Source organism: Enterococcus sp. 7F3_DIV0205, from assembly GCF_002141365.2.
GTDB classification, from domain to species: Bacteria; Bacillota; Bacilli; order Lactobacillales; family Enterococcaceae; genus Enterococcus_L; species Enterococcus_L palustris.
This window is the reverse complement of the sequence record NZ_CP147244.1, coordinates 175,575-198,959: the sequence shown is the minus strand read 5'-3', so window position 1 is coordinate 198,959 and position 23,385 is coordinate 175,575. Positions and strand designations below refer to the sequence as shown.

At 36.7% G+C, this 23,385-nt stretch carries 25 protein-coding genes; 2 read left to right on the top strand and 23 right to left on the bottom strand.

What is annotated here, in order from left to right; translation table 11 throughout:
* Positions 1-47: 47 nt before the first annotated feature.
* Entirely contained in the window at positions 48-1,937 is a 1,890-nt protein-coding gene (locus tag A5821_RS00940) for a beta-glucoside-specific PTS transporter subunit IIABC (RefSeq protein ID WP_086312521.1), read from the bottom strand.
* A gap of 183 nt (positions 1,938-2,120) precedes the next feature.
* Complete coding sequence (gene licT / locus A5821_RS00935; protein ID WP_086312519.1) at positions 2,121-2,963, bottom strand: BglG family transcription antiterminator LicT; 843 nt, start codon at positions 2,961-2,963, stop codon at positions 2,121-2,123.
* A 283-nt stretch (positions 2,964-3,246) separates the two neighbouring features.
* Between licT and A5821_RS00930 the strand changes: the two genes are divergently transcribed.
* Positions 3,247-3,540 carry a rhodanese-like domain-containing protein gene (locus tag A5821_RS00930; RefSeq protein WP_086312517.1) on the top strand — a complete coding sequence of 98 codons (294 nt, stop codon included), beginning with the start codon at positions 3,247-3,249 and terminating at the stop codon, positions 3,538-3,540.
* Between the two features lie 216 nt (positions 3,541-3,756).
* The gene (locus tag A5821_RS00925; protein WP_086312515.1) at positions 3,757-4,377 is read left to right on the top strand and encodes an FMN-dependent NADH-azoreductase; all 621 of its coding nucleotides are present in this window, start codon (positions 3,757-3,759) and stop codon (positions 4,375-4,377) included.
* Between the two features lie 119 nt (positions 4,378-4,496).
* Here the strand turns inward: A5821_RS00925 and A5821_RS00920 are convergent, their stop codons facing one another.
* The 21 genes from A5821_RS00920 to A5821_RS00820 all read right to left on the bottom strand — a co-directional run bounded on the left by A5821_RS00920 (position 4,497) and on the right by A5821_RS00820 (position 23,342).
* On the bottom strand, positions 4,497-5,663 hold the full coding sequence (locus A5821_RS00920; protein ID WP_086312513.1) for an AI-2E family transporter: 1,167 nt from the start codon (positions 5,661-5,663) through the stop codon (positions 4,497-4,499).
* A 4-nt stretch (positions 5,664-5,667) separates the two neighbouring features.
* Positions 5,668-6,030 (bottom strand): PTS glucitol/sorbitol transporter subunit IIA, encoded by a 363-nt coding sequence (locus A5821_RS00915; protein WP_086312511.1) that lies wholly within the window; start codon positions 6,028-6,030, stop codon positions 5,668-5,670.
* A gap of 161 nt (positions 6,031-6,191) precedes the next feature.
* Entirely contained in the window at positions 6,192-6,842 is a 651-nt protein-coding gene (locus tag A5821_RS00910; protein ID WP_086312509.1) for a 3D domain-containing protein, read from the bottom strand.
* A 426-nt stretch (positions 6,843-7,268) separates the two neighbouring features.
* The gene (locus tag A5821_RS00905; protein WP_010763298.1) at positions 7,269-7,445 is read right to left on the bottom strand and encodes a DNA-directed RNA polymerase subunit beta; all 177 of its coding nucleotides are present in this window, start codon (positions 7,443-7,445) and stop codon (positions 7,269-7,271) included.
* A 14-nt stretch (positions 7,446-7,459) separates the two neighbouring features.
* Positions 7,460-8,758 carry a UDP-N-acetylglucosamine 1-carboxyvinyltransferase gene (murA, locus tag A5821_RS00900; protein WP_086312507.1) on the bottom strand — a complete coding sequence of 433 codons (1,299 nt, stop codon included), beginning with the start codon at positions 8,756-8,758 and terminating at the stop codon, positions 7,460-7,462.
* A 106-nt stretch (positions 8,759-8,864) separates the two neighbouring features.
* Positions 8,865-9,101, bottom strand: coding sequence for a DUF1146 family protein (locus A5821_RS00895; protein WP_086312505.1), 237 nt, complete (start codon positions 9,099-9,101; stop codon positions 8,865-8,867).
* 317 nt (positions 9,102-9,418) lie between these two features.
* Positions 9,419-9,838 (bottom strand): F0F1 ATP synthase subunit epsilon, encoded by a 420-nt coding sequence (locus A5821_RS00890; RefSeq protein ID WP_086312503.1) that lies wholly within the window; start codon positions 9,836-9,838, stop codon positions 9,419-9,421.
* Between the two features lie 17 nt (positions 9,839-9,855).
* Positions 9,856-11,262 (bottom strand): F0F1 ATP synthase subunit beta, encoded by a 1,407-nt coding sequence (gene atpD, locus A5821_RS00885; protein WP_086312501.1) that lies wholly within the window; start codon positions 11,260-11,262, stop codon positions 9,856-9,858.
* A gap of 143 nt (positions 11,263-11,405) precedes the next feature.
* The gene (locus A5821_RS00880) at positions 11,406-12,326 is read right to left on the bottom strand and encodes a F0F1 ATP synthase subunit gamma (protein WP_069645165.1); all 921 of its coding nucleotides are present in this window, start codon (positions 12,324-12,326) and stop codon (positions 11,406-11,408) included.
* A gap of 15 nt (positions 12,327-12,341) precedes the next feature.
* Entirely contained in the window at positions 12,342-13,898 is a 1,557-nt protein-coding gene (gene atpA / locus A5821_RS00875; protein WP_086312499.1) for a F0F1 ATP synthase subunit alpha, read from the bottom strand.
* A 28-nt stretch (positions 13,899-13,926) separates the two neighbouring features.
* The gene (gene atpH / locus A5821_RS00870) at positions 13,927-14,469 is read right to left on the bottom strand and encodes an ATP synthase F1 subunit delta (RefSeq protein ID WP_086312497.1); all 543 of its coding nucleotides are present in this window, start codon (positions 14,467-14,469) and stop codon (positions 13,927-13,929) included.
* On the bottom strand, positions 14,456-14,983 hold the full coding sequence (gene atpF, locus A5821_RS00865) for a F0F1 ATP synthase subunit B (protein WP_086312495.1): 528 nt from the start codon (positions 14,981-14,983) through the stop codon (positions 14,456-14,458). Before atpF ends, atpH begins: the two co-directional genes overlap by 14 nt.
* A 362-nt stretch (positions 14,984-15,345) precedes the next feature.
* Positions 15,346-15,558, bottom strand: a complete 213-nt coding sequence (gene atpE, locus A5821_RS00860; RefSeq protein ID WP_010763289.1) for a F0F1 ATP synthase subunit C — start codon at positions 15,556-15,558, stop codon at positions 15,346-15,348.
* Positions 15,559-15,599: 41 nt separating this feature from the next.
* Complete coding sequence (atpB, locus tag A5821_RS00855; RefSeq protein WP_034860381.1) at positions 15,600-16,316, bottom strand: F0F1 ATP synthase subunit A; 717 nt, start codon at positions 16,314-16,316, stop codon at positions 15,600-15,602.
* 315 nt (positions 16,317-16,631) lie between these two features.
* The gene (smpB, locus tag A5821_RS00850) at positions 16,632-17,096 is read right to left on the bottom strand and encodes an SsrA-binding protein SmpB (protein ID WP_025868494.1); all 465 of its coding nucleotides are present in this window, start codon (positions 17,094-17,096) and stop codon (positions 16,632-16,634) included.
* A gap of 17 nt (positions 17,097-17,113) precedes the next feature.
* Positions 17,114-19,465: a ribonuclease R gene (rnr, locus tag A5821_RS00845; RefSeq protein WP_086312493.1), complete on the bottom strand. Its 2,352-nt coding sequence runs from the start codon at positions 19,463-19,465 to the stop codon at positions 17,114-17,116.
* A complete protein-coding gene (locus tag A5821_RS00840; protein WP_422392083.1) occupies positions 19,462-20,229 on the bottom strand; it encodes an alpha/beta hydrolase in 768 nt (255 codons plus the stop codon). Before A5821_RS00840 ends, rnr begins: the two co-directional genes overlap by 4 nt.
* A 142-nt stretch (positions 20,230-20,371) precedes the next feature.
* Entirely contained in the window at positions 20,372-20,608 is a 237-nt protein-coding gene (gene secG / locus A5821_RS00835) for a preprotein translocase subunit SecG (RefSeq protein ID WP_010765524.1), read from the bottom strand.
* 156 nt (positions 20,609-20,764) lie between these two features.
* Positions 20,765-21,040: a GNAT family N-acetyltransferase gene (locus tag A5821_RS00830; protein ID WP_086312489.1), complete on the bottom strand. Its 276-nt coding sequence runs from the start codon at positions 21,038-21,040 to the stop codon at positions 20,765-20,767.
* Positions 21,041-21,042: 2 nt separating this feature from the next.
* Positions 21,043-21,315: a (4Fe-4S)-binding protein gene (locus A5821_RS00825; RefSeq protein ID WP_086312487.1), complete on the bottom strand. Its 273-nt coding sequence runs from the start codon at positions 21,313-21,315 to the stop codon at positions 21,043-21,045.
* 236 nt (positions 21,316-21,551) lie between these two features.
* The gene (locus A5821_RS00820; protein ID WP_086312485.1) at positions 21,552-23,342 is read right to left on the bottom strand and encodes a heavy metal translocating P-type ATPase; all 1,791 of its coding nucleotides are present in this window, start codon (positions 23,340-23,342) and stop codon (positions 21,552-21,554) included.
* Between the last annotated feature and the right edge of the window lie 43 nt (positions 23,343-23,385).

Sequence of the window (23,385 nt, the reverse complement as noted above, 5' to 3'; positions counted from 1 at the left end):
CGGCTCTTAAAGCTAGACAGCTTAAAAGCTTGTTGAGCTAAAATCAATTAACGTACGATTGCTAAGAAATCTTCTCCATGTAAAACATCTGTTTGATCCATATCTAATACATCTAAATAGTCACCACTATTTGTAACCACAACAGGTGTCACCACAGGATGTCCTGCCGCTTTGATTTTTTCAATATCAAATTTTACTAACAGATCTCCTTGCTTGACTTTATCCCCTTGTTTTACTGCGATTTCGAATCCGTCCCCATCCATTTCAACTGTGTCCATACCAATATGCATTAATACTTCTGCACCATCTTCTGTTGTGATCCCAACTGCATGTCCAGTTGGAAATAATGTTGTGATTTCTCCATTAGCTGGAGCATAAAGCTCACCTATTGTTGGTTCGATTGCAATACCTTTACCTAATGCGCCTGAAGAAAATACTTGATCTTCAACTTTATCTAAAGGAACGATTGTACCTGTAATTGGGCTTGTTAAAACTATTTTATCATTTTTATTGCCATTTTGTGCATCTAAGTTAGAAACGTCATCTTTCGTAGAAGCTTGAGTGCCATCTTCTGGTTTATCTTCAAATTTTAAAATAAATGTTAAGACAAAAGCAATCACAAATGCAATCACAGTTCCAATGACAGCTGCTATCAATCCTGAAGTATCTTTTGTATCTTGTGGAATAAAGCCTGGTAAACTCAACAAGCTAATTAAACCAAATACATAGTTTTGAACGTGACTGAAACCGATAAATGCTCCACCGACTGCTCCACCGATACAAGCAGCAATAAATGGTTTTTTAAGTGGTAAAGTGACACCATAAACAGTTGGTTCTGTAATACCAAAAACTGATGTGATTGTTGAAGATAGCGCTAAACCTTTTAATTTCACATTTTTTGTCATAAAGAAGACTGCTAATGCAGCTCCGCCTTGGGCTAATACAGCTGGTAAAAGCATTGGTGCCATTGTATCCACACCACCACCTGCTGCTGAAAGGTTTAACAACATGATTGGAACAAAGCCCCAATGCATGCCGAACATTACAAAGACTTGCCATAACCCACCCATAACTGCACCAGCAATAATTGGGCTGATACCGTAAATACTATCGTATCCTTTTCCTAGTAAATCACCTAAAATCGTTCCGATTGGACCAATTGCAATAAAAGTAACTGGTGCCATTACAAGGAATACAGCCAAAGGTACACAGATAATTTGTAAGAAAGAAGGAATTACTTTCTTAAAGAAACGCTCAACATGACTTTGAACATATACAGCTAGAATAATCGGAATAACAGATGATGTATATGCACTAGCACCAATGATCACTGGAATTCCAGCAAAGCTTAATGTTTGTCCAGCCAATGCAGTAATACTTGGATGAACAAGTGCCATTGCTAAACAGACTGCTAAAAACTCATTTGTTTTGAATTTCTTCGCAGCAGTAAATGCTAGAAGAATTGGTAGAAATGTAAAGATACCATCTGCAATAGCAAAAAGAACAACATAAACGCCAGATTCAGCTGTCAACCAATTTAATGTAACCGCTAAAGTTAAAAACCCTTTTAAAACTCCGGCTCCAGCCATTGCCCCTAAGAAAGGAGTAAATATAGAAGAAATGATGTCAATCAGTTGATTAAAAATGTTTCCTTTAGGACCTTCCTCTTTTTCTGAATCATCATCACCTAAACCACTATGAGCCATTAATTCTTTATAGACATCACTAACATGACTACCGATCACGACTTGATACTGACCGCCGCTTCGAACAACTTGGATCACATCTGGATCTTGATTTAGTTTGTCAGTATTCGCTTTTTCCTCGTCTTTTAATTTGAAACGTAAGCGAGTTGCACAATGAACTACACTATTAACATTTTCTTCTCCGCCGACTAGCGTCAAAACGCGTTCAGCTATTTCTTGATTTTTACTCATTTTATATGCCCCTTTTCCTTAATTTTTTATATAAAAAAACCTAAACTGAAAAAACAATGATTTTACTATACTTAAAAAGACATAAATATAGATAAATCCGTTGTTTTTTCAATCTAGGTTTTGCCTGCTAAACAGTAACAATCCGCTTCGATTGAAAGTTGAATTTTTTAATAAAAATAAATGCTACACTTTTTTCTCTCCAGCTACTCGCTGAATATGAATCGTCAAATAAATTTGTTCTGCTTTATCGATGGGCTTTTGATATTTCTTGACTAGATAATCATTGATTCTTTGTACTGATTGAAATGCTTTTGGATACTTACTTTGAATCAACTCATAAAGAAAATCATCTTCTTCGTCGTGTGCTTCATTTTGCAAATAGCGTTGAGCAAAATACTGTAAGTGCGTTACAATTCTTTGGTAATTCAGTGAATCTTCATCAAATGGTTTACCAAAATAACGGCTAATGATCGTCAGAATGTCTCTTACCATTTCGGTAGCTGACATTGTCACTTCCATATTTCCATTTGCTTGCTCACTGTTTACAATATGAAATGCAATAAATCCTGCTTCACTTTCCGAAAAATCAATATTTAATTTTTCTTTGATCAGTGCCACACCTTTTCTAGCAATAGCAAATTCTTTAGGATAAAACTTTTTTGTTTCAAACATCAGTGGATTAGGCATTTCAAGTCCTTCATTAGCCCTCATGATCGCATAATGAATGTGATCAGTCAGCGTCAAATAGATATTAGACGAAAGCTCGATCCCTAATTCCTCTTCTGCAATATCCACAATTTTTTTAACAATCTCCACTTCTTCTACAGGAATATCTGCAAACAACTGCTGAAACTGACCTGAAGTGATCGAGTCTTTAAGAACAAACTCTTTTTCAATAAAAGTTGGATCGATTACATCACCGATTTTTTTTTGAAACGCTAGTCCTCGGCCCATACAGACGATTTCTTCACCTGATTCATTTTTTGTCATAACGACATTGTTGTTTAAAATTTTTTCAATATACATGATGAACCTCACTTTTACAAATACAAATGAAAAAAACCTAGAATCCGCCCAAACAAACTGATATGGAAGATTCTGGTTTTGCCTGCCGAACAGTAACAATCCTTATTACATGCACAGCATAACATTAATCTCATTCATTTGCAACCCTTTTCAAATAAAACAAATAAGAATTTTTTTAGACAAACATTAAGAATTGTCAAAGCCAGATTGCAAACTCCCTTAAAAAGCGTTACAATCTATCCCATAGTTTTAAAAAAATACATATTTTCAAAGGATGAGCTACATGTTTGAATCAATTTCTACTCCTGATTTTGAAACACTTTACACTGAAAATCAACTTAATGTCATCGATATTCGTGAAACTGAAAGCTTTTTGCAAGGTCACTTAGCACATTCAATGTCACTCCCTGCTACTGTTTTACCCAATATGTTAAAACAGCTGAATAAAGAGAAAACTTATCATATTATTAGCTACACTGGTCGTCGTTCTGAAGTTATTGCATCATTTATGGCCTCTAAAGGTTTCCATGCTGTCCATGTAATTGGTGGAATGCAACAACTATCAACTGCATCTTAATAAAATAGAAGAAGATAGTTCAACAATCTTTCGTTTCAAATAACCTTCTCTTTAGTATCATTTATTCTATAAGTGTGGATCAAAACTGTTTTTTTAGTTTTGATTCGCACTCTTTTTTATGAAATTTAGGAAAAATCATTGATTTTCTTACTTTTTATTAGTAAAATAGTTTTTGTTTATAAATAATGATACTTAGGTATTCAAAGGAGACTTTACATGTCAAAATTACTTGTTGTTAAAGCACACCCACTTACAAAAGAAGAATCTCGCTCTGTTCGTGCATTGGAAACTTTTTTAGAAAGTTATCAATCTCAAAATCCAACTGATGAAATCGACGTTCTTGATGTCTACGCTGATTTCGTTCCAGAAATCGATGAAGAACTACTTTCTGGTTGGGGTGCATTGCGCACTGGTACTGAGTTTACTGCCCTAAATGAAAGTCAACAAACAAAAGTTGCACGTTTCAATGAACTAACAGATCAATTTCTTGGTGCTGATAAAGTTGTCATTGCCAATGCTTTATGGAATTTAAATGTACCCACTCGCTTAAAAGCTTGGGTCGATACAATCAATGTAGCTGGAAAAACGTTTAAGTATACCGAAGAAGGTCCTAAACCTTTGACAAGCGGCAAAAAAGCATTACACATTCAATCTAATGGTGGTTTCTATGAAGGACAAGATTTTGCTTCTCAATATGTAAAAGGAATTTTGAACTTCATCGGTGTTTCTGAGGTCGATCAATTATTTATTGAAGGAATCGATCATCATCCAGAAAAAGCTGAAGAGTTATTAGGTGCTGCAATGGACCAAGCAACGACATTAGGTAAAACATTTTAAGAAAAAAATCAAAGTGAGTGGGACATGACTTTACGAGTCATATCCCGCTCACTTTTCCTCTGTATAAACGTTGAGCTCAGAAACAACTCATTCGAAAATTTGCTTCTGTCTCATTCTTTCTATTCAAGTTTTTTTAGTTCTTCTTCCTCATGATACAAACTTGATACATCTTTATACCATTCAAATATATGCGTAATGATGACCTTAGCTGCAGCATAGACAGGTATTCCCAGAATAACCCCTACGACACCGAATAACTTTCCAGACGTCAATAGCACGACTAAAATCGTCACAGGATGAATGTCTAACTGACTTCCTAATACTAATGGTGAAATCACTCGACCTTCAATGGTTTGTTCGATAACAAAAACAACTAGAACCTTGGCTAATAAAACAGGACCTCCTACAATTCCTAAAAAGATAGCTGGTACCATTGCCAAAAATGAACCTAGGTATGGAATCAAATTAAGGAATCCTGCTGTAATACCCAGAGTGATCGCATAATCCAATCCAATAAATGAAAAACCTAAAATAAACATTACAGCTACAGCAAAAGCGACCGTTAATTGACCGCGAATATAAGAAGAAACTTGTGAATTCACTTCTCCTAATACTTTCAATGTAGGTTTCCGCATTTTATTCGGTAAAAATTTCATCAAATAAGGTGCCAATTGCTTTCCATCCTTTAAAAGATAGAATAAGATAAACGGCATTGTGATGATCGCCACCACAACTGTTGCAACCGCTCCAACAAAGCTTCCTAATCCTTGAACAGTGAAAGTGGAAATATTACGAATAATATCTCCCAAGGAACTAATCAATTTGTCCCCCATATCTTCTAATTGACTACGAAACTGAGCAAAAAAAGGATCGCTCAAAATCTCTTGCATCTTTTTATCGATCGTGTCAATATATTGAGGAAAATGATTCCCAAAACTAACCGTCTGTTCTTGAATTTTAGGAACGATTACGACAAGACCCCAAATGATCAACGCAATTACGATGATAAATAGTCCGATAATGCTCCAAATCCGAGGTACTCGTTTTTTCTCTAGATAATCAACCACCGGATTCATTAAATAATATAAAATTCCCGCCATAATCAGAGGCAAACCTACGACACCAATAAATTGCCAAACTGGTTTGAATAAATAGGACACTTTTGTAAAAACCAATAAAATCAGCAAGATCAGTAAAATAATCAACAATGTCGTCACAACTTGATTATTCAAAAACCAACGCCAAAACCAAGAAAATCGTTTATCTTTCCCTTTTTCTTGTTCCATTTAATCACACTCCACGCGATACGTATTCTATTATTGATCCAACTTTGATCGTTGGAAAGTCACTAGGAGTCAGATATAACCCATTAACGATGGCATCTTCTTGAGGTACATCTGCAAAGACTAGCGTTACATGGGCAATACTATTTAAATTATTGTTTGCGAATGATCCGACATAATTGATAGAATATTCTTTTGCATCGATCTTTAACAGATCACCTTTTTTTAATTCTAAAGATTGAGTTTCTTGAAATTTTTGAATCACAGAATACTCTTTTAACCCATCTGTGGCAGTTTCACCAAAAAGTATGACCATAGGCTCTTTTTCATCTAATGCATGAGTACCAATCTCAGTAACTACAGCTTTCATAAACATATCGCTCCTTCTCCAATTAATCAATCTTTATTATAACATATAACTTTTTTTCTTATTCGATAATTTAGTCTTTCCGAATTACAAAAAAAGATGAACAAGAATTTAAATATCTTGTTCATCTTTAAGAGTCAAAACCTATTAATCTAGTTAAATAATCATGATAAAATCGTCACTGCAACTTGTCTCCTACCCCAATTGATGCATTGAGATACATCTGAAAAATGAAGATCGATAATATTGCCCTTGATTGCGCCACCAGTGTCACTCGCAACAGCTTCTCCATATCCTTCAACATACAGTTTCGTTCCCAAAGGGATTACACTAGGATCAACAGCAATAGCCATTGGGTCCACTCTTAAATCCTGTCCCATAGCAGTCAAGTTTCCTCCACCGATAAATCCTTCATTACAAGAATACGCTGTAGCTTCCATCATCATCGTTTTTCCATTAGGTTTAGCATTTTCAGCTTTTTCTTTTTCTAATTGTGCTTGTTTTTTATCAGCTTCTGCTTTTTGCTTTGCAGCTTGCTCTTTTTTTAGCGCCTCTGCTTTAGCTTTTGCAGCTTTTTCTTTTTCAATTTTATCTTTATTTAGAATATCTGCTTTTACTAATTGAAAAGCTTTGCCTTCTGTTAGTGAATAGATCATCGAGCTAGAAAAATTTTGAGCTGTTTGTTCCGACACAACTGTATAACTAGCTAAACTTTTAGTCTCACTTGTTTTATTTTCCGCTGCATATACTGGAATCATTGAGCCAGTGATAAAACAGGAAATGATAAATAAAATCGGTAACCATCTTTTCTTCATTAAATAGTTTCCTCCCTAAAATTCGTACGAGAGCAATCATAGCATGAGGCAAACCTTTAATGGTTACTATTTAATTAAAGCTAAGTTACAGTATATCCGAAAGCGTTTTAAAGGTTGTTACATTGGAAATATTTTCATTGTTTTATAGCGATACTCCATTTTATTACATTAAAGAATACTGACCTATCAAGCCTGATAATTTTTTTATTAGAAAATGAACAAAAACATTAAATAAAGATTTTTGTTATATTTATACGTTTCAATCTAGATAAAATATTAAAAAATCTACTAAAATCGCCTTATATTACGAGTAGTTTACAAAAAATAGCAATCAAAATAATAAAAACAACTGTTATTTATTCCGAAACAAAAAGCCGATCCAAACTTAAAAACAGTTTGAACCAGCTTTGAACTTACAACTTACACCTATTTAAAAAAGTCTAGAATATGAGTCCAAATTTCTTCTTTGAACACATCTTTTGGATTTCCTCCGCCGACTACTCCATAACCGATCATCGTACCGGCAACAAATAAAATAATCACTAAGGCAATCACTACTAAAACTTTCAACAAAGTCACTATAATATAGCGTGTCGAACTCATATCTATTTCCCCTCTTAATTAACTGTTGACATTTTCTTTTCTGTTGCTTTTTCGTCGTTTACTCGTTCCACTTTTGCTCCTAATTTTTGAAGTTTTTCATGGAATTTATAGTAGCCACGATCTAAATATTCTAAGTGTGATACACGTGTAATGCCTTCAGCACGTAATCCTACTAAGATCAGAGCAGCTGCTGCACGTAAATCAGTGGCTTCTACAGCAGCACCTTGTAATGCTTGAGTACCATTGATAATGGCAATATTTCCGTCTATTTTTACATCAGCATTCATACGTTGCATTTCTTCTAGATGTTGGAAACGATTTTCAAACACAGTTTCAGTTACAACGCTTGAACCTTCTGCTACCATTTGCATTGCAGTCATTTGCGCTTGCATATCCGTTGGAAAACCTGGATGCGGTAATGTTTTGATATCCGTTGGTTTGATTACTTTAGGACCAATGACACGTAACCCGCCTCTTTCTTCACGGATAACAGCACCCATTTCAGTTAATTTAGAAATAAGTGGACGATTATGTTCAGGAATTGCTTCTTCAATCAGAACATCTCCTTCAGTCATCGCAGCTGCAACCATGAATGTTCCAGCTTCAATACGGTCTTGAACAATTGAATGTTCCACTGCATGAAGTTTCTCAACACCTTCGATACGCATCATTTCAGTTCCAGCACCGACGATTTTAGCACCCATCTTATTAAGGATATTCGCTAAATCTACGATTTCAGGTTCTCTAGCAACGTTTTCGATTACTGTCATACCTTTGGCCTTAACAGCTGCCATCATAATATTTTGAGTAGCACCTACACTTGGGAAATCTAAATAAATCGTATTTCCGATCAATTCATCCGCAATAGCTTCGATATACCCATTTTTTTGAATGATTTTAGCACCTAACGCTTGGAACCCTTTCAGATGTAAATCAATTGGTCTTTTACCAATTGCACATCCGCCAGGCATAGCAACTTTTGCATGACCATTACGAGCCAATAAAGGCCCCATAACGACGATTGATGCTCTCATTTGACTAACATACTCGTAATTTGCTTCGATGCCTAAAGGCTGCGTTGCATCTATTGTGACTTGGTTCTCTTCTTCATTAAATTCAATGTCTACATTTAAGTGCTTGATTACTTGGTTCATTGTAAAGACATCAGAAAGAATTGGTACATTATTTAATGTTGTTGTTCCTTCTTCAGCTAAAAGAGTTGCTGCTAAAATTGGCAATACTGCATTTTTAGCCCCTTCGATTTTCACAGTTCCTTTTAATTGGTTACCACCATGAACAATAATCTGTTCCATTTTGTTCCCCCCAAAAAAGTTAGAATTGGATGCTTCGATCCAAAATCTTTTCTATTATACCACTATTTACCAACAAATAGTATCTTTTCTTTTTATTCGTCGATCCTTATGGAAAAAATACACTGAATAAGTTACGGCATAACGCTAGAAACTCTAGGAAAAACGAGCTCACAGTAAAGCCAATAACGATCGAAAATAAGACGATTAGTAAACGTACTTGAGTGGTTTGATGCGCTTTAAAAAACTGTTCTATTCTGATAGATTGCATCGCCCAAAAACTAACATAGATAAACATCATATGGCAGATGATTCGAATCATTGCATCAATACCAAAAAACTGCATAAAACCTATCTCCTTTAAATATCATAGAGACAGTTTATCACACTTTTTCAAATTATTCATCCTATGGAATTCCATTTTCATTTCTTTAATCTGCAGCTTTTCTTACACCATCACTTAAAGTTAAGTTCGTTATTGCAATCAGTACATTTACCCACTCACTAAAACATAATAGTCACTATTTAATTTTAAAAAATTTAATGAGAAAAATCAAAGATATCTTAATTAAAATACTTCTTTCACACAAAAAAGTGCTTAACTCTTTTCTGCAAGTTAAGCACTTTTTTACTACTATTATTAAATCTATTACGTTACATTGGTTAAATATGTTTTGACACATTGATCCGATTGATTGCTCGGTGAAGTGCAACTGTTGCACGGCGTAATTCATCCGTATTTGCATTTTCCTTCGCTTTTTCAATCATACGTTCAGCACGATGTTTTGCACGTTCTGCACGGCTTACATCAATATCTCTTTCGCGTTCTGCACTATCTGCAATAATTGAAACAACGTTATCACGGACTTCCATGATACCGCCATTTACAGCGATCCAATCCACATGGGTATCAGAGTCAGTTCTTTTTACGCGAACCTCATCAATCGCTAAAGGAACGATAATTGGTGCATGTTTAGGCAAGATACCAATTTCGCCATCCGTTGTTTTTGCAACAACGATCGTTGCACGATGATCATAAACCAACCCATCAGGAGTCACCACATTGACAGTTAAACAATCCATTTCTGTGTCTCCTCCTTTTAGTAGTTCAACGTTTTAGCTTTTTCAATAACATCTTCAATTCTACCAACACTACGGAACGCTTCTTCTGGTAAGTCATCGTGTTTTCCATCAAGAATTTCTCTAAAACCTTTGACTGTATCAGCAACAGGAACATACGAACCTGGTTGTCCGGTAAATTGTTCTGCGACATTAAAGTTTTGTGATAAGAAGAACTGAATGCGACGGGCACGGCCAACCAAGATTTTTTCTTGATCAGATAACTCGTCCATCCCTAAAATGGCAATGATATCTTGTAGCTCACGGTAACGCTGCAATACATGCTGTACTTCTGTTGCTACAGCATAATGTTCGTTTCCTACAACTTCTGGTGCTAAGGCGCTAGAAGATGAAGCTAACGGATCAACCGCTGGGTAAATACCCATTTCAGTTAAACGACGTTCCAAGTTTGTTGTTGCATCTAAATGGGCAAATGCTGTTGCTGGCGCCGGGTCAGTATAGTCATCAGCTGGTACATAGATTGCTTGGATCGATGTGATTGAGCCTTTTTTAGTAGACGTGATACGTTCTTGTAATTGACCCATTTCAGTAGCAAGAGTTGGCTGATAACCAACTGCAGAAGGCATCCGACCTAATAAGGCAGAAACTTCTGATCCAGCTTGAGTGAAACGGAAGATATTATCGATAAATAACAATACATCTTGACCTTCAACATCACGGAAATATTCCGCAATCGTTAAACCAGTCAAAGCCACACGCATACGCGCACCAGGAGGTTCATTCATTTGACCAAAAACCATGGCTGTTTTTTCGATAACACCAGAGTCTTTCATTTCAAAATAAAGGTCGTTTCCTTCACGAGTTCGTTCTCCTACACCCGTAAATACAGAAATACCGCCATGTTCTTGGGCAATATTATGAATCAATTCTTGGATCAACACAGTTTTACCAACACCGGCACCACCGAATAGTCCAACTTTACCACCTTTTAAATAAGGAGCTAATAAATCGATTACCTTGATTCCTGTTTCTAAAATTTCGTTACTTGTGCTTAAATCAGCAAAATCAGGAGCTTTTTTATGAATACCGCTGCGTATTGCATCTTCTGGGAATGGCTCCTCCAAGTCGATCGTATCGCCTAAAACGTTGAATACACGCCCCAACGTTTCTTTCCCAACTGGAACAGAAATTGGTTTTCCTGTATCAATAACTTCCATTCCGCGTTGTAATCCATCAGTGGACTCCATTGCGATAGAACGGATGACACCGTCCCCTAATTCTAAAGCTACTTCTAAAACAACTTTTTGTTTTTCTTCGCCGTTTTTGTAAACGACTAATGCATTATTTATATCTGGTAAGGATTGATCTAGTGAAAATTCCACGTCAACAACGGGACCGATTACTTCAACAATCTTTCCTGAACTCATGTGTCTTTCCTCCGTTTCGTTTGAAGAGGTCGCAACACTATTGAAAGTTCAACAGTGTTGTACCCTAACGAGGTCGTGATAAAAACCTGTCTTCTCTATTACTTAGTAAGAACTTCAAGCCTATCTGGCTCGAATCTTGATTGTTACTCTAGTGCAGCTGCACCGGCTACGATTTCAGTAATTTCTTGTGTAATCGCTCCTTGACGAGCCCGATTATAAGAAATCGTCAAATCACTAATGATATTTTGCGCGTTATCAGTAGCTGTTTTCATTGCTGTCATCCCAGCAGCATGTTCTGCTGTTTTGGCATCAATAATCGCACCATAAATCAAACTTTCAGCATATTGAGGTAGCAAATTATCTAAGATTGCTTCTTCTGAAGGCTCTAAGATATACTCTTGCTCATATGTTGTCGCTTCGTCCGGATCTAAATCTGATATCGGCAGCATTTTTTCTACACGAAATTGACTTGTCAATGAATTGATGTGGTGATTATAACAAACATACAACTCATCGAACACTTCATTTTCATACATCGTAGTCGCTGTTGACACGATTTTTCTCACTTCGTCAAAACTAGGTTGATCACTTAATCCACGAAGTTCATAGGCAACATTTATGCCGCGAGCTTTGAAAAAATCGGCACCAGTTCCACCGATTGCAACCAAGACATACTCATCTTGAGATTTATGGTCATCTGCCATCATTTTCATCGTTTGTTTTAAAATTGAACTGTTATACCCGCCAACTAATCCTTTATCGGAAGTAATGACGATATAACCTGTTTTTTTCACTGGACGTGATGTCAACATCATATGGTAGTTGCCACTTTCTGATGCTTCTTCATTGTCATATGAATCCAATTCTTCTAGATCACTTAATTGAGCCGCAACAAGATGTGTAACGATAGAACGGATTTTTGACGCATATTCCTGAAAGCTTCTAGAAGCCGCTTCTGATTTTGTCAGTTTTGCACCCGAAACCATCTGCATAGCGTTAGTAATCTGACTGGTTTTTTTAGTTGAAGCAATGCGTTGTTTGATTTCATTTAATGAAGCACCCAATTCTTGTCACCTCTCTTACGCATTTTGAATTGATTCAAGTGTATCTTTTGCTGTCGATCCTTCTGAATTGGCAGCACTAAAAATTTCTTTGAATTCATTGATTGCCGCATCTAGATCTTCTGATTTTGGCAAGTCTTTTGTTGTACGGATCGTTTCAAATAATTCAGGATGTTTGCCGTCTAAAAAGTCAAACAGTTCTGATTCAAAATCTAGAATTTTTGCAACACTGATATTATCTAAAAATCCATGTGTTAAAGCGTATAAAATCACCACTTGTTTTTCGACTGCTAGTGGTGCATGTAATTTTTGTTTTAGAATTTCAACGGTACGACGACCACGGTTTAGCTTGGCTTGTGTTGCCGCGTCTAAATCAGAACCAAATTGAGTAAATGCTTCTAATTCGCGGTAACTTGCTAAATCTAAACGAAGTGTACCTGCAACTTTTTTCATTGCTTTGATCTGAGCTGAACCACCAACACGTGATACTGAAAGACCGGCATCAACGGCTGGACGAGTACCTGCATAGAACAAATCACTTTCTAAGAAAATTTGTCCATCTGTGATTGAAATAACGTTTGTTGGGATGTAAGCAGAAATATCTCCGGCTTGTGTTTCAACAAATGGTAAGGCCGTCATTGAACCGCCACCTAATTCATCACTTAATTTTGCTGCACGTTCTAATAAACGTGAATGCAAATAGAACACATCTCCTGGATAAGCTTCCCGACCTGGAGGACGGCGTAATAGTAATGAAAGTTCACGATAGGCTACCGCTTGTTTTGATAAATCATCAAAGATGATCAAAACGTGTTTGCCGTTATACATGAATTCTTCACCCATCGCAGCTCCTGCATATGGCGCAATGTAAAGTAATGGCGCTGGTTGAGATGCTCCTGCATTTACGATGATTGTATAGTCAAGTGCACCATAAGCTCTTAATGTTTCAACTTGGTTTCGGACAGTTGATTCTTTTTGACCGATCGCAACATAAATACAAATCACATCTTGCCCTTTTTGGTTGATGATCGTGTCGATAGCAATAGATGTTTTCCCTGTTTTACGGTCACCGATCACTAATTCACGTTGACCACGACCAATTGGTACAAGTGCGTCGATTGCTTTAAGACCAGTCTGCATTGGTTGATCGACTGATTTTCTTTGCATAACGCCTGGTGCTGCTGCTTCTACTGGACGTGTTTTATCTGTTTTGATTTCACCTAAGCCATCGATTGGTTGGCCTAATGGATTAACAACACGACCAATCATTGCTTCACCGACAGGAACTTCCATGATTTTACCAGTACGTTTTACTTTATCGCCTTCTCGAATGGTTTCAAAATCACCTAAGATGATAATACCGACATCATTGGTTTCTAAATTTTGCGCCATTCCGTATGAGCCATTAGAAAATTCAAGTAATTCTCCACTCATTGCGTTTTCTAATCCATGGGCACGAGCGATTCCATCCCCAACATATGTGACAGTCCCAATTTCTTCGACTGCTAATTCTTGTTGATAATTTTTGATCTGTTCCTTAATCAAGGCACTGATTTCTTCTGCTTTGATAGCCATTCAATTCACCTCTTTATTGTGCTGAACGTTATTTTAATAACAATTCTTGGATTCGTTCTAATTGCTTGTGGATACTACCGTCAATCACTTTATGATTGGCTTCGATAATTACACCGCCAACGATATCAGGATCGATTAGATTGATAAGATTAGCTTGTTCATAGCCTAAAAGTTTTGCTGCTTTTTCTTCCATTAACTGATGTTGTTCTTTCGTTAATGGAACGGCTGTCAATGCTGTTCCTAAAAGTAGACTTTTATGCTCGTCATAGCGTCTCTCGTATTCATCGATCATCAATAATAAATCATTCATACGTGAATAGTTATAAACGACATATAAAAAGTTTTCTATTGTTCCTTCAATACCGCTTACTAATTGCTTCATGATTTCGTCTTTTTCATACGGTTCAAGACGTACATCGCTTAAAATATCTCCTAGTTCTGGAACTTCGTGGAAAATTTCTCTAAGTTTTAATAAGTCTTGGTAAATGCTGTCAGCTTCTTGCTTTTCAATCGCCAACTCAAACAAAGCTTTGCCATAGCGTTTACCCACTGTATACTTATCTAACTTCATTTGACTTACCTAAGCCTTCGATATAAGAATTGATCAATGAATCATGTGCATCTGGTGTCAATTCTTTGTTTAAAATTTTCTCTGCAATTTGTAGAGATAAACTCGCTACTTCATCTTTGACAGATGCCAATGCTTCTTCATGCTCTTGAGAAATATCTTGACGTGCTTTTTCTCGCAAACGTGAAACTTCATCATTGGTTTCTGATAAGATTTTTTGACGGTTTTTATCTCCATTTTCTTTCGCATGTTTGATGATTTCTGCTGCTTCAGATTTAGAAGAAAGTAATTTTTGTTGACGTTCTTCTTGCATCTTAGCTGCCGCTATGCGAGATTGTTCTGCAGAATCTAAATCGTTGGCAATTTTATCTTCACGTTTTTTTAACATATCAGTAATTGCTTCCCAAGCGAATTTCTTGATTAGGAGCATCAAAATCAGAAAAGCGCCACTTACGACAATCATCGTGCCAATTGTTGTACTTGGTCCTGCTTCACCGATTACTAAATAATCTAGCATGAAGTTTCAACTTCCTTTCTCTGCAATACTTTGTGGTGATGTTGTTGATATGGTTCAGTCCACCTTATTTTTGGTGGGGCTTGATGTTTCTTTTAATAGGTTACTTCTCTCTCTTTATCCGCCAAGTACTGCTCATCATCAGCTCTGCTATTTTGTCATAGCTACAAACTAAACTTGTTGTTTCGGCGGTCTACCTTATTTTTGGAGAAGCTTGATGTTTCTTTTAAATAGGTTACTTCTCTCTCTTCGTTCGCCAAGTACTGCTCATCATCAGCTCTGCCGAAGGCAGTCGCTGTGATTCGCAGCAAAGAAAGCAGTAACGCGTGGCGTTTAAAAACTCAGCGTCCTGCCTTCTAAAGGGATTATTTAAGCACTAATAACAATGCAATAACTACACCTAGAATAGGAACCGCTTCGATCAAGGCAACCCCGATAAACATTGTTGTTCTTAGTTGTCCAGCCATTTCTGGTTGGCGTGTCATTGATTCGATTGTTTTAGAGATAACTTTTCCGTTACCGTAAGCTGCTCCGATTGCTGCTCCGAAAACTGCGATTGCTGCTGCGATATAATTCATTATTGTTTTCCTCCTAAGAAATAGTTGTTTTTATTTATTGTTTATTCTTCGACTTCAACTTTATGAGCCATGTAAACCATTGATAATGTTACAAAAATAAATGCTTGAATTCCGCCGATAAACAATGAAAAGGCTAACCAGATCATCTCTAGCGGTATTGCTAATGGAATCGTCCAAAGCCCTACACTGGATACAAGTCCTGCAATCAGTCCAAGTAATACTTCACCGGCAAAAATATTTCCGTATAAACGTAACGCCAACGTAAGCAAGTTCGTAAATTCTTCCATCAACTTGATCGGCATTAGAAACGATACTGGACTTAAAAAGCTATTTTTAAAATATCCTTTTAACCCAAAGCGACTAACACTGAAGAAATGTGTTAAAGCAATCATGATCAATGCTAATGTCAAGGTAACCATTGGATCGGCTGTTGGGCTCTTCCAATACGTATAATCTCCAATTGCAACTTTGGTTACTAAACCAATAATATTCGCAACTAGAACGAACATAAACATCGTGAATGCTAGCAGGTGAAAATTTGTTACTTCTTTACTTGGCATATTGTCGGTAATGATACTCCGAACAAAATCAATGAGATACTCAATGACATTTTGTTTGCCTTTAGGTTTCATTTGTATATTCCTTGTGCAGTAATATACTATCCCAAAGACAATGACACATGTTAACAGAACCATTAAACAAATCGTTCCGTCAAACCAAATCGGCCCAATCTTGAAGAGTAGTGTCTTCTCTTCCAAATTATTTCACCTCTTTTCCAACAAACTTGCGAGAAGCTTACAAGGCTTCTATTTCTTAACCACACGTATCATACCACCAACGATGAATAATTTCAAAAGAATTTCATGAAAATTGGACACTTCTTTTAATGTGACAAAATATTAATAAAATAAGCGCCCATTAGTATTTGGCAGTACGAAGGTCGGTTATTGAAAAAACGATGAAAACTCATCAGTTTCCTTACACTCTACCAAATTTTTCACATAAGATAAAGCAAAGAAAACAAATATGCGAAAAAGAATAAAATAACCCTTAAATCGATTTATTTTGATGAATTATCGTAAATTATTTTTTAACGTCCGATCAATTTCACGATTGATTTCTTTGCGTTTTAAATCTTCTCGTTTATCATATTGTTTTTTCCCTTTAGCTAAACCAATCAATACTTTAGCATAACCATTGCGGATATAAACTTTTAGCGGAATGATCGTGATTCCAGTATTTTTTGTCTCAGTAATCAGTTTAGCGATTTGTTTTTTGTGTAGTAATAGTTTTCTTGTTCTTAAAGGATCATGATTAAAAATATTACCCTGCTCATACGGGCTAATATGCACATTGAGCAGGTAGGCTTCTCCATTTCTGATTCTAGCAAAACCATCTTTTAAGTTGATTCGTCCATTTCGGATCGATTTTATTTCAGTTCCTTGTAAAACGATTCCCGCTTCCATTGTATCAACAACAGTATAGTCATGCCTTGCCTTACGATTTTGGGCAATCAATTTTCCTTCCCCTTTTGGCATACCCATTCCTCCATTTTCTATTTTTTCTTTTGTTTCTTCGTTTTTTTATTCTTAGCTACTTCCTTATAAAATGGCTTTTTGCCCTTTTTCTTATTCTTCTTTTGGGAGAATGGTTTCTTATTCGTCTCTTTATTACGATCAGGTGTGCGTCTTTGACGGCTGTCTTGACGTTTTTTTTGTTTTGGTGCTTCAATTCTCTCTACTTCTTCCGCTTCAAGAAATTCAAAATCGATTTCTCTTGTTTCAGGATCGGCTTTGTCCACTTTGACTTTGACTTTTTGACCGATTTTCAGTGTCATACCTGTTCGTTCCCCTACTAAAGCCATGTGATTTTCAATAAAATGGAAGTAATCTTGCTTCAAGTTATTGACATGTATCAAGCCTTCAATCGTATTCGGTAATTCAACAAAAAGACCAAATCGAGTCACAGAACTAATGATACCATCATATTCTTCACCGATTTTATCTGCCATAAATTCAGCTTTCTTCATAGAATCAACTTCACGTTCTGTCTCAACAGCGCGACGTTCCATTCTTGAGCTGTGATCTGCAATATCAGGAAGATCCTGTTCCCATTTTTCTTTTAGCTTTTCTGAAACCTTTCCTTCATAGCTGCGGATCAATCGATGAACGATCAAATCCGGATAACGGCGGATTGGTGAAGTAAAGTGCGTATAATACTCGGCAGCCAACCCATAGTGACCATAGTTGTCTTCTGAGTAACGAGCTTGTTGCATGCTACGCAACAACATTGTGTTGATCACAGCTTCTTCAGGCTTATCCGCAACTTGTTCTAAAACTCTTTGTAAGTCTTTTGGCGTAATATCTGCCTTTGTCCCTTTAACTAGAATGCCTAGTACAGCTGCAAAATCAAAGAAACGCTGCATTTTTTCTTCTTTAGGTTGCTCGTGGATACGGTAAATAAATGGTAATTTCAAGTCATGGAAGTGCTTTGCTACGGTTTCATTGGCTGCTAGCATAAATGATTCAATCAACCGTTCACCCACACCTCTTGTACGAAGTAAAATATCATGAGGATGTCCTTCAGAGTCAACCAATACTTTAGCTTCACGATCTTCAAATGAAATTGCACCGCGATTCTCACGCATTTGTTCAAGGATATGGTGAAGTTCGCCCATTTCTTCAAACATCGTTAGTAATTTTTTGTAACGTTTCATTGTTTCTGGTTTTTGTTCTTCTAAAATTTCGTTGACTGCAGTATATGTCATTCGTTCGGTTGTTTTGATCACGCTTTGGAAAATATCATGTTTCACTACATGCCCTTCAGGCGTTATCTCCATCTCACAACTCATTGTAAGTCTTGGTACATTAGGGTTTAGTGAACAAATACCATTAGATAAACGTTGCGGAATCATTGGGACTACTCGATCAGTTAAGTAAACACTGGTACCACGTTCATACGCTTCTTGATCTAATTCACTGCCTTCAGTGACATAATAGGATACATCTGCAATATGCACGCCTAAGAAATAATTGCCGTTTTCTAGTTTGCGTACAGCCACTGCATCGTCTAAATCTTTGGCATCTTCCCCATCAATCGTGACGATCAATTGATCCCGCAAATCTCTACGGCCCTTGATATCGGAATCTGAAATTTCATCCGGCACTTTATCAGCTTCCGCAATTACTTCGTCTGGGAAGCTCGTTGGTATACCATGAGCCACGACGATCGATAAAATATCCATACCAGGATCATTTTTATGACCAACTACTTTTTTGACGATACCTTCTAGACTCTTTGGATATTCTTTTTCAGGATAATGCGTCACTTCTACGATGACAATACTGCCGTCAACGGGTTTGATTCCTTGTGCGGCAATATTAAAGGTTAAACCTGTCATTTTTTTATCTTTAGGAACGGCATAACCATAAAGATCGGTTTCACTCACTTCTTTTTCGTCGTAAGCAATAAATTCACCGACTACTTGTGTGATCGCACGAGTTTTGATTGATACGACTTTTCCTTCAGCTCCACGGTCTGAAAATGGATCAGCCGGCTGAACAATATCAATTACAACGATATCACCATCCATTGCAAAGTTCACTGCTTCCTTTGGAATATAAACATCTGCTTCTTCTGGATCAATAGTCACAAAACCAAACCCGCGTTCATTTGCACGAAAAGTACCTTCAATGTCGCCACTTTTTTGTGGTAAACGGATTTTTCCTTTTTTAGTGAATTCTATTGATTTTTCCCGTTCCATCGTTGCGACGGTTTGGACAAGTAATTTAAAATCTGAGCTTTTTTGCAGTTGTAAACCTTCTGCGATTTCTTCCATAGAAAAACTTTTTTTCGTATGATTTTCCATGAAAAATAGGATTTTCTCCTTGATTGTTTGTTTTGTCATTCTTTCTCCTCATTCCAAGATAATGTATTTAAAAATGCTAACACATCTTGTTCTAATTGTTTATGATCTGGTCCAATCGTCAGAACATGTCCGCTATTTGGATACCAGTTTAATGTAAATCGTGTTTGAGATAATGCTTTGGCGGTTTTATAAACACCCAGTGGATCAATCATTTCATCTTCGCCTGCTTGTCCCATGAAAACAGGAACAGTGATTTGTCCAAGGTTATTTGCGGTTTGTTCAGAAAAAGATTCAATATCTTTTAATTGAACGTAAGAGGCTTCTTTGATTTTCACCATACGCTGAGAACGTTCTTCTAATGAAACTCCTGCCATTTTTAAAACTTTATCAGCATAAAGAACAAAATTTTCTGGAACGTTATTGTTTACAGGGAAAATCGGTGAGCAGAAAAAGCCACCGCCAATGATCCCTTCTAACCGATTGGTTAAAGCACTCATCGTAAAAATACCGCCCATCGAAAGACCAAACACAGCAATTTCTTGATAGCCTCGTTCTTTTAAAAATTGAACGGCCGCAATCGTATCTTCCCACCAATCCTTGGTTGATTTCTCTAAAATATCTTCTGGCGCAACAGTTGCATGACCAGAAAAATTAGGGGAATATACGGTATAATTTTCTTTTTCTAAATAACGGCTTAACATGCGAACATCATTACTACTTCCTGAATAAGCGTGCAAGAGTAACACTGCACGGGAACCATTTTGCGTAAATAATGGTTTAGGTAGACTTATTTTTTTCACTATCTAATTCACCTCATCCCCATTTTAGCACATTCTCTACTGAAAACCTTATGAAAAGAAAGATGTTCCATGAACTTTTCATAGATAATTATTCAATTTGTGTAATAAAAAAAGCCCCTCAGTATAATGAAGGACTTCAACGTTTTTACTTCGATGATAATAATACTAAAATAAATAATAGTAACATCCAAACAGCACCAATAATTGCTGTTGCGCGTTGCATAACAGCTTCAAATCCACGTGCTTTTTGTTTGCCGAACAATTTATCTGCACCACCAGTAAATGCACTTGCTGCACTGTTTTGTTTACTTGGTTGCATCATAACGGCAATAACCATCACAACTGAAAGGATGATTACAAGTGTTAAAATAAAATTATACATAGTCTATTTCTCCCTTATTCACAAAATACATCTATTATACTTTAGCATATTTTTGCTACAAATACCAGTTGTATTTGTATAACTGCGATAGTTTTCGTTTATTATTGTAAGAAAAAGAAAGCTGCGTTTTTCTTAAACTAACGCAGCTCTCTTTTTTCATGTCCTTAAAACGTCACCATATTCAGGTTTTGTATCAAATTCTTTTTTCGCAAAAGGACATAGTGGTATGATTTTTTTGTCCTCCCGTCGTGCCTTTTCTACGCCATTAAATACTAATTTTTCTGCCAATTTTTGACCTCTGTAGGTTGGATCAACAAATGTATGGTCAATGATCATCATTTTGTCTCCAGCATTTGACCAAGTCATTTCTCCTATCTCTTGATTCTCATCATTTAATAGTACAAAACGATTTTCTTCTTCTTTGATTTCCATAATTATTTTCCATCCTTCCGAATGTATTTTAAAGCTCCGCTCGGGCAAGTATTAATGACACGAATATCCTCTTCAAGCCCACCATTATCAGCAATGATCCACGGACGACGACCAACTTCAAAAACCTCTGGATTGCCAAGCACACAATTACCAATGTGCGCGCAAATCTCTTTACTATAGTAAATATCTAAATCCTCTCCAGAATATTTACGATACCCTTGTTCTAAAAGCACTTCTTCCGTCACTTGCTTATCATTTATTTTACTACCGTCCATCTTTTTTCCTCCTAATTTTAAAAGCTGAAAGAGCTCGTTTAGTCTCGAATGGAAAATAGGAAAAAATGACTGGGACGCTCTTTGTCTCATTCATTTTTTATCTTTTTCCCGAGAGACTAGCTCTTGAAGTTCGTCAGTCATAAAATTACATTCGTTTTTTATATTTTTAATATGTTGATTCTAACAATTTATATAAATAGTTGCAACTATCTTTTCTCTTAATATTACTGCTCACATCAATCATTTTTTGCCCGTAATGAAGAGAGAATCGAAACAGTATCTACTACTTCTTGTAAAACTGCACCAAACAAAGCAGGAATAATCCCTGTACTTGCAATCAGCATCAAGATCGTGCAAATCGCAATACCTATCAGAACAGATTGTTTAGCAATTTTCATCGTGTCTTTAGAAATTTTTACTGCTGTACTAACTTTTTCTAAATCATCTTTTAAGATCACTGCATCCGCTGTCTCACTTGCCGCAGTAGCCCCATGAGCCCCCATAGCGATCCCTATATCTGCGATCGCTAAAGAAGGAGCATCATTCACACCATCCCCCACCATGATCACAGGACGCAAGGTATCTGGTATTTTCTTTAATACATCGATTTTATCTTGAGGCAAACATTCTGCATGAACCTCGGCAATTCCGACTTCTTTTGCAATATCCTCTGCGACTTTTTGATGGTCTCCAGTCAACATCAGTAAATGATTTACATGTAGTTTCCGTAACTGCTCCATTGTTTCCTTAGCTTCTGGACGTATGCTATCAGTAAACGTAATGTAGCCCAAATAATGACCCTCTTTGGAAACATAGATAACCGTCTGATTTGCTTTTTCGCCCATTTTTTCTTCTGAAACAAACGCTTGCTTCCCGACGCGAATTACGCTTCCATCAATTGTCGCTTTGACGCCGGATCCTGTTACTTCTTCTAAATTAGAAACTTTTTTCAATTTTTTTGAAGAAGAGATATGGGCTACGAGTGAGCGAGCTAAAATATGACTTGATTCTTGCTCCGCACTTGCTGCTAGTAGTAATAAATCTTCTGTTGAAATGTCACTTTCGGAAACAATTTTATCAACAGACAAAACTCCTCTTGTAATCGTCCCCGTCTTATCAAACGCAACTGATTTTGCATCAGCCATTTTTTCTAAAGTAGTCCCTGTTTTTACAACGATCCCATTTCTACTTGAACGGCTCATACCAGCAACCAAAGCAATTGGCGCTGCTAAAATTAATGGACATGGAGAAGCTACTACTAATACTTCTGCAAACCTAGTTGGATCTTTTGAAACAAACCATGCAACGCCTGCAATCACATAAGCTGTAATAGTAAATGGCACGGCATATCGATCCGCCATCCGTACAAAACGAGCAGGCTGTGCTTCTGATTCTTTTACTAGTTTTACAATCGTTTGATATTGACTATCTGCTGCGCTTTTTTCTGCTGTCATCGTTAGAGAGCTGTCACCATTGATCGAGCCAGACATCAATGAATCCCCTATTTTTTTATCAACGGGTCGTGATTCCCCTGTTAAAGAAGATTCATCTACTGCTGATGCTCCATTTGTTACATAGCCGTCAACGGGAATTATTTCTCCTGGTTTAACAACAAGATCATCATTTACAGCAACTTTTTCTACTGTAATATCCATTAATTCCCCATCGATCAACTTATGTGCTTTTTGAGGTGAATTATCCAATAGCGATTTTAATTCTCTATTGGCTTTTTTAGCCGCATAATCTTCAAGAGAATCTCCACCTGTCAACATAATTAAAATCATCAAACTTGCCCAATATTCTCCCACCGCCAAAGTTGCAATGATTGCTGTAATTGCTAAAATATCTACCCCATACCTTCCAGCTTTCAACGTTTTTATCATTTCCACTAACATTGAAAATGCCATTATAGAACCTGTGATGATGATGATACCATAAGCCCATGTTGACTGATGAAGAATAAATTCAAATATTAATGCCAAAACCCCTGTTACGATCGTAATGATCAACTTTGTTAGATGTTTCATTTTATACCACTCCTTTTGAACAGTTCCTCGCTCTTCATCAAGA

Excerpts from the sequence above, each read along its gene's own strand:
- A5821_RS00940 (WP_086312521.1), bottom strand. The coding sequence starts at position 1,937 with ATGAGTAAAAATCAAGAAATAGCTGAACGCGTTTTGACGCTAGTCGGC.
- licT (WP_086312519.1), bottom strand. The coding sequence starts at position 2,963 with ATGTATATTGAAAAAATTTTAAACAACAATGTCGTTATGACAAAAAAT.
- A5821_RS00930 (WP_086312517.1), top strand. The coding sequence starts at position 3,247 with ATGTTTGAATCAATTTCTACTCCTGATTTTGAAACACTTTACACTGAA.
- A5821_RS00925 (WP_086312515.1), top strand. The coding sequence starts at position 3,757 with ATGTCAAAATTACTTGTTGTTAAAGCACACCCACTTACAAAAGAAGAA.
- A5821_RS00920 (WP_086312513.1), bottom strand. The coding sequence starts at position 5,663 with ATGGAACAAGAAAAAGGGAAAGATAAACGATTTTCTTGGTTTTGGCGT.
- A5821_RS00915 (WP_086312511.1), bottom strand. The coding sequence starts at position 6,030 with ATGAAAGCTGTAGTTACTGAGATTGGTACTCATGCATTAGATGAAAAA.
- A5821_RS00910 (WP_086312509.1), bottom strand. The coding sequence starts at position 6,842 with ATGAAGAAAAGATGGTTACCGATTTTATTTATCATTTCCTGTTTTATC.
- A5821_RS00905 (WP_010763298.1), bottom strand. The coding sequence starts at position 7,445 with ATGAGTTCGACACGCTATATTATAGTGACTTTGTTGAAAGTTTTAGTA.
- murA (WP_086312507.1), bottom strand. The coding sequence starts at position 8,758 with ATGGAACAGATTATTGTTCATGGTGGTAACCAATTAAAAGGAACTGTG.
- A5821_RS00895 (WP_086312505.1), bottom strand. The coding sequence starts at position 9,101 with ATGCAGTTTTTTGGTATTGATGCAATGATTCGAATCATCTGCCATATG.
- A5821_RS00890 (WP_086312503.1), bottom strand. The coding sequence starts at position 9,838 with ATGGATTGTTTAACTGTCAATGTGGTGACTCCTGATGGGTTGGTTTAT.
- atpD (WP_086312501.1), bottom strand. The coding sequence starts at position 11,262 with ATGAGTTCAGGAAAGATTGTTGAAGTAATCGGTCCCGTTGTTGACGTG.
- atpA (WP_086312499.1), bottom strand. The coding sequence starts at position 13,898 with ATGGCTATCAAAGCAGAAGAAATCAGTGCCTTGATTAAGGAACAGATC.
- atpH (WP_086312497.1), bottom strand. The coding sequence starts at position 14,469 with ATGAAGTTAGATAAGTATACAGTGGGTAAACGCTATGGCAAAGCTTTG.
- atpF (WP_086312495.1), bottom strand. The coding sequence starts at position 14,983 with ATGCTAGATTATTTAGTAATCGGTGAAGCAGGACCAAGTACAACAATT.
- atpE (WP_010763289.1), bottom strand. The coding sequence starts at position 15,558 with ATGAATTATATCGCAGCAGCAATCGCAGTTTTCGGAGCAGCAATCGGA.
- smpB (WP_025868494.1), bottom strand. The coding sequence starts at position 17,096 with ATGCCAAAAGGGGAAGGAAAATTGATTGCCCAAAATCGTAAGGCAAGG.
- rnr (WP_086312493.1), bottom strand. The coding sequence starts at position 19,465 with ATGACAAAACAAACAATCAAGGAGAAAATCCTATTTTTCATGGAAAAT.
- secG (WP_010765524.1), bottom strand. The coding sequence starts at position 20,608 with ATGTATAATTTTATTTTAACACTTGTAATCATCCTTTCAGTTGTGATG.
- A5821_RS00830 (WP_086312489.1), bottom strand. The coding sequence starts at position 21,040 with ATGGAAATCAAAGAAGAAGAAAATCGTTTTGTACTATTAAATGATGAG.
- A5821_RS00825 (WP_086312487.1), bottom strand. The coding sequence starts at position 21,315 with ATGGACGGTAGTAAAATAAATGATAAGCAAGTGACGGAAGAAGTGCTT.
- A5821_RS00820 (WP_086312485.1), bottom strand. The coding sequence starts at position 23,342 with ATGAAACATCTAACAAAGTTGATCATTACGATCGTAACAGGGGTTTTG.